This is a genomic window from Muriicola sp. (assembly GCF_049669965.1).
Lineage (GTDB): Bacteria > Bacteroidota > Bacteroidia > Flavobacteriales > Flavobacteriaceae > Muriicola.
Window position 1 is genome coordinate 1 of the sequence record NZ_JBATLB010000100.1, and the last position, 6,241, is coordinate 6,241.

Genomic DNA, 6,241 nt, shown 5'->3' on the forward strand with positions numbered 1-6,241 from the left:
AAGAAGCTTATAAAGCCGCTGAAGAATTAGAAAAAGAAGGGATCAGCTGTGAGATCATAGATCTTAGAACAGTAAAGCCTATGGATAATGAGGCAATTTTAAAATCTGTAAAAAAGACAAACCGACTTGTAGTGCTCGAGGAGGCATGGCCTTTTGGCAACGTGGCCACCCAGATTACTTACCTGGTACAATCCAAAGCCTTTGATTATTTAGATGCGCCTATCATAAAGATAAATACCGCAGATACTCCTGCTCCCTATTCCCCGGTATTATTTGAAGAATGGTTACCTAATCACGAGGATGTGATAAAGGCTGTGAAGAAGGTACTATATAAATAAAAAAGAATTATATAATAAGGTATAAGGAACTTCGTCTGCAAAACCGGACGAAGTTTTTTGTTACCCCACTTTAGTAATTGAAAACGGTATTATTTTTGCTGTCAGGACCGTACAGCGATCTGTTTATTTACAAGTGCCGGCAAAGCGATGCCCGGAGTACTATGAGAAAAATTCTATTATTTACCCTTTTGCTTTTCGGTTTTGTAAACTACGCCCAGACCAAGGTCAGTGGGATCGTGGTGGACGAGACAGGCGAACCCGTTGCCTTTGCCAATGTTATCTTTAAAAATTCTTCCGAAGGTACCATTACCAATGATAACGGCAGGTTTTACATGGAATCGGAGGGGAGTCACAAAACCCTCGTGGTCTCGTTTATTGGGTATGAAACTCAGGAAATTACATTGACCTCGGCAGTAACCTATGATCTGAACATTGTTTTGCCGGAAGGAGGCGAACAATTAGATGAGGTAGTTATTTATGTAGGAAAACGATCGAAAAAGGACAATCCGGCCATAGACATCCTCAGAAAGATCTGGGCCAAAAAAAGGATCAACGGACTTAGAAAATTTAAACAATACGAGTACGACAAATACGAGAAGGTAGAATTCGACCTGAATACCATAGATAGTGCACTGATGAAAAGCAAGGTATTTAAAGGACTCGAATTTGTCTTCGCAGACCTGGATACCTCCAGGATCACCGGGAAAACTTATTTGCCTATTTTCCTGAACGAGGTATTTTCCAAGGTTTATGGAAACAATATACTACAGCAAGAACGTGAGGATGTGTTGGGGAATAAAAATTCTGGCTTTAGCAACAACCAGGCCATCACGGCCTTTGTCCAGGATCTGTATTCAGATTATGACGTATACGCCAATTACCTTAAATTCTTTGACAAGAGTTTTACCAGTCCGCTTTCGCGCACGGGCATAGACGTGTATAACTATGTGCTTTCAGACAGTGCATACATCGACAACAAATGGTGCTACCATATTATTTACTACCCAAGGCGGAAGAACGAACTCACCTTTAAAGGAGATTTCTGGGTAAATGACAGCACTTTTGCCCTGAAAAAGATCAACCTGGAAGTGACCAGGAGCGCCAATCTTAACTGGGTAAAGGAAGTCTATATAGAACAAGATTTTGAGGTGGTGAATGATTCTATCTTCCTTTTGAAGCGAGATTACATGTTGTCCGATTTCAGTCTCAGTAAAAAAGAAACTTCCAAAGGGGTATACGGTAAACGCACAACAGTCTACGACAATTACAAATTCGATCAGCCAAAGACAGATGCCTTTTACAAAACAGCATCAGATCCTTTTGATCCCCTGGTCTTTGAGCGCGATAGTGTCTTCTGGAATAATAACAGGCTCGAAAATCTTAACAAAGATGAAGCTGGTATTTATGCTTTACTGGATACCCTCAAAACGGTACCCAAGTTTAAATCCTATTACAACCTGGTAAGTATCCTTGGGTCTGGTTATGTTGAGATCGATAAGTGGAATCTGGATATTGGAGATATCTACAGCACCTTTGGATACAACGATGCCGAAGGAATAAGGTTGCGAGGAGGTGCAAGGACCTATTTTGGACAAAACGATCCATGGCGCCTTGAAGGTTATATGGCCTATGGTTTTATGGATAAAAAGGTAAAGCACGGATTCTCTGCCAAATGGCTGCTCGATAAAAAAAGTAGGCTCATCCTATCGGGCGGAAATAGACGAGATATTGAACAATTAGGGCTAAGCTTAACGGCAACCAATGATGTACTGGGACGTAGCGTGGCTTCTTCTTCGGTGCTTACAGTAGGAAACAATGATCGTTTAACCAACATCAATCTTACCACCCTAAACCTGGAGGCAGAGCCCTTTACCAATTTTCGCATTCGTTTTGGCGGTTCACTACGCAGTCTGAGTTCTGCCTTGCCGGAGGCCTTCAGCCTGGAATACATCGATCCTGAATCGCCCACGGGGACATCTACAGAATTAAAACAATTCGATCTTACGACCACCTTCATATATACCCCGGGGAAACGCACCATTGGCTATGGGGTGGAACGCCGTAATGTAAATGATGAATACGCTACCCTGCTTTTTAACTATACCAGAGGAGTTGAGGCATTTCTTGAAAGCGATTTCAGCTATGCAAAATACCAGTTTTCGTATACCCAGCCATGGCAGATTGGTGGCTTTGGCCGTTTGCTAAGTACCGTAGAAATGGGGAAGACCACAGGAGCGGTGCCGCTGAGTTTATTGAATGTGGTGCCTGGGAACCAAACCCTGTTTTCGCTCTACAATACCTTTCCCAACCTCGATTTTTATGAGTTTGTTACAGACACCTATTTTGCGCTGCATTTAGAACAGAATTTCAATGGTCGTTTCTTCTCGAGAATTCCACTTATCCGAAACTGGAACCTCAGGGAAATTGTAGGTTTACGCGGTGTTTGGGGCCAATTGTCTGATGAGAATATCGCCTTAAACAGTCCAACTAACATACCCTTGATAGCTCCCACAGATAAAATCTACTTTGAGTATTCTTTGGGGATAGGGAATATCTTTAAGATCTTCCGGATCGATTTTAATTTTAGAGGTAACTACCTCGAAAACCCTGATGCGCGAGCGTTCAGCGTTACAGGCACATTCGGTTTTAATTTTTAAAGGAAGTCTTTGCGCCTTGTGTAAGGCCTTGATTTATATAGTTATTTTGTGCTTTTATATTCTAAACGCTTTTACTACTTTTGCAGCCGTTTAAATAGTATAAATAACAAATCAATATGGAACTAATCGTAACCCTCTTACCGGCATTTGGTGTACTAGCCTTGCTGTTTGTCTTCTTTAAAAACATGTGGGTCTCCAAACAAGAAGTAGGAGATGCTAAAATGGCGAGGATCGCCAAAAATATCGCTGATGGGGCGATGTCTTTTTTAAAGGCCGAATACAAAATTTTAGCAATTTTCGTTGCTGCTGTAGCTGTTCTCCTTTATTTCAAAGGTGAAAATGAAGCCGGATCCAGCGGAATGGTAGCACTTTCATTTATAGTAGGTGCAATTTGTTCCGGGTTAGCTGGTTTTATTGGAATGCGGGTAGCAACCAAGGCGAATGTTAGGACTACACAAGCAGCCAGAACTTCCCTCGGGAAGGCTTTGGAAGTAGCTTTCGCCGGTGGTTCCGTAATGGGATTAGGGGTAGTAGGCTTAGGCGTCTTAGGATTGAGTTCCTTATTTGCCTGGTATCAAAATATATGGCCCGGAGCAGACAATGTGTCCCTGGTATTGAACGTACTTTCCGGATTTTCTTTAGGGGCTTCTTCAATTGCTCTTTTTGCTCGTGTTGGTGGAGGTATCTATACCAAGGCAGCTGATGTTGGGGCCGACCTTGTTGGAAAAGTAGAAGCAGGAATTCCTGAAGATCACCCATTGAACCCTGCTACCATTGCAGATAACGTAGGGGATAACGTAGGAGATGTTGCCGGTATGGGAGCGGATCTATTCGAATCATATGTAGGATCCATTATTGGAACCATGGTATTGGGGGCTTATATCGTTACTCCCGAATTTGGAGGCCTGGGCGCAGTTTATTTACCATTAGTTCTGGCCGCTGTAGGGATTATAATGTCTATTATAGGAACATTCTTTGTAAAAGTAAAAGAAGGAGGAAACCCACAATCAGCTTTAAACATTGGTGAATTTGGGTCTGCGGGTTTAATGGTTATCGCATCCTTTTTTATTATAACGGGAATGATCCCGGCAGAATGGGTATATAACGGTGTTGATTACACTGCTAATGGGGTATTCTTTGCAACCCTTGCTGGTCTTGTTGCCGGATTGGGAGTTGGGAAGATCACAGAATATTACACAGGTACCGGAACAAAACCGGTAAGTGCCATTGTAAGACAATCCGAAACAGGTGCGGCTACAAACATTATTGCTGGTCTAGGTGTAGGAATGATGTCTACAGCAGTGCCAATATTATTGATTGCAGCAGCTATTTTGGTGTCTCATCATTTTGCCGGACTATACGGAATTGCTATTGCGGCAGTTGGGATGTTGGCAAATACAGGAATTCAGTTGGCCGTTGATGCCTACGGACCTATTTCTGACAATGCTGGTGGAATTGCCGAGATGGCAGAATTGCCAAAAGAAGTGCGTGAGCGTACAGATAAACTAGATGCTGTCGGGAACACTACCGCGGCTATTGGAAAAGGATTCGCAATTGCATCTGCAGCCTTAACTGCACTTGCTTTATTTGCAGCCTTTATGAAAGTGGCTAATGTGACCTCCATTGATGTTTCTCAACCGCAAATTATGGCAGGACTCTTAGTAGGTGCCATGTTGCCTTTTGTTTTCTCAGCTTTATCAATGAATGCCGTTGGCCGTGCAGCCATGGCAATGATCGAAGAGGTTAGAAGACAGTTCAGGGATATCCCGCAATTGAAAGCGGCCCTGGAAGTAATGCGCAAGCACGATTCAGATATGTCTAAAGCTTCTGCAGCCGATAGAGCTATTTTTGATGCGGCAGATGGTTATGCGGAATATGAAAAATGTGTGGATATCTCTACAAAAGCCTCCATCAAAGAAATGGTATTGCCCGGTCTATTAGCCATTGCTGTGCCGGTTGCTGTTGGATTTATCGGTGGAGCAGAAATGCTAGGCGGCCTATTGGCCGGTGTAACATCTGCTGGTGTTTTGATGGCTATCTTCCAGTCTAATGCCGGAGGTGCCTGGGATAACGCTAAAAAGATGATTGAAGCAGACGGCCGCAAAGGAACAGACGCCCACAAAGCTGCTGTTGTTGGGGATACCGTAGGAGATCCATTTAAGGATACCTCAGGACCTTCTTTGAACATCTTGTTAAAACTGATGTCTGTAGTTGCTCTGGTTATTGCTCCTAGTATTGCCTTGTCTTCAGATGCCGTATCTGCTTATAATATGGAGAAAGCAGGAATGGATATGGTAGCGCAAACTATGCAGAAAGAAGTAATGGTAGAAATGGCTAAGAATGAGGATGGTACCGTTACAGCAACCATAACTACTACCATGACAGAAAATGGAGAAGAAATGATGGAAGAAAAAGTGATTTCCGGAACCATGGAAGAAGTAAAAGCCGAGATCGAAGCCATGAACCAAATGGAAGAGGGAGCTAAGATCAAGATCAAAAAGGTCATTGAAAAAGAAGTGGAAGAGAATTAAGTACGTCACTTCTAAAAACATAAAAAGACCCGTGAATTTCACGGGTCTTTTTTATATAAGTTATTTTAGTTCTAGAACAGACCGTTGATCTCTCCGTCTATCCTGGTGATCACCTCACCTAAATGTTCCGGATTATCTACAAAATCCAAATTGTCTACATCTATCACCAGCAAATTTCCTTTTTCATATCCATGTACCCAGGCTTCATAGCGCTCATTCAACCTACTTAAATAGTCGATGGAAATAGAATTCTCATACTCCCTGCCGCGCTTGTGGATCTGGTTCACTAAGTTAGGAATTGAGCTTCTTAAATAGATCAGAAGATCCGGAGGTTGTACCAAACTTTCCATCAAATCAAAAAGGCTGGAATAATTGGTGAAATCGCGGTTGGTCATAAGTCCCATCGCATGTAAGTTGGGTGCAAAAATATGGGCATCTTCATAAATGGTCCTGTCCTGTATCACATTCTTCCCACTTTCGCGGATCTTAAGGATCTGCCGGTAGCGGCTATTTAGGAAATAGATCTGCAGATTAAAACTCCAGCGTTCCATCTGGGTGTAAAAATCATCCAAATAGGGATTGTCTACCACATCCTCAAAATGTGCTTCCCATTTATAATGCTTGGAGAGTAATTGCGTGAGGGTGGTTTTTCCGGCCCCAATGTTTCCGGCAACTGCGATGTGCATAGGATGTTGGTGTTAGGCTTGTGTATTTT

At 42.7% G+C, this 6,241-nt stretch carries 4 protein-coding genes; 3 read left to right on the forward strand and 1 reads right to left on the reverse strand.

Going from position 1 to position 6,241, the window contains the following annotated elements; genetic code table 11:
- From WBM49_RS05390 to WBM49_RS05400, 3 genes are all read left to right on the forward strand, one after another.
- Positions 1–338, forward strand: a 338-nt coding sequence (locus WBM49_RS05390) for a transketolase C-terminal domain-containing protein (protein WP_424371040.1), incomplete at its 5' end; no start/stop codon positions are given.
- Between the two features lie 161 nt (positions 339–499).
- On the forward strand, positions 500–2,995 hold the full coding sequence (locus WBM49_RS05395) for a DUF5686 family protein (protein WP_424371041.1): 2,496 nt from the start codon (positions 500–502) through the stop codon (positions 2,993–2,995).
- A 116-nt stretch (positions 2,996–3,111) separates the two neighbouring features.
- Positions 3,112–5,526, forward strand: coding sequence for a sodium-translocating pyrophosphatase (locus WBM49_RS05400; RefSeq protein WP_424371042.1), 2,415 nt, complete (start codon positions 3,112–3,114; stop codon positions 5,524–5,526).
- Between the two features lie 71 nt (positions 5,527–5,597).
- Here WBM49_RS05400 and WBM49_RS05405 read toward each other — a convergent pair whose 3' ends face one another.
- On the reverse strand, positions 5,598–6,212 hold the full coding sequence (locus WBM49_RS05405; protein WP_424371043.1) for a deoxynucleoside kinase: 615 nt from the start codon (positions 6,210–6,212) through the stop codon (positions 5,598–5,600).
- Positions 6,213–6,241 lie beyond the last annotated feature (29 nt).

What these genes read in the sequence shown, in the direction of transcription:
- WBM49_RS05395 (WP_424371041.1), top strand. Translation starts at nt 500, where the DNA reads ATGAGAAAAATTCTATTATTTACCCTTTTGCTTTTCGGTTTTGTAAAC.
- WBM49_RS05400 (WP_424371042.1), top strand. Translation starts at nt 3,112, where the DNA reads ATGGAACTAATCGTAACCCTCTTACCGGCATTTGGTGTACTAGCCTTG.
- WBM49_RS05405 (WP_424371043.1), bottom strand. Translation starts at nt 6,212, where the DNA reads ATGCACATCGCAGTTGCCGGAAACATTGGGGCCGGAAAAACCACCCTC.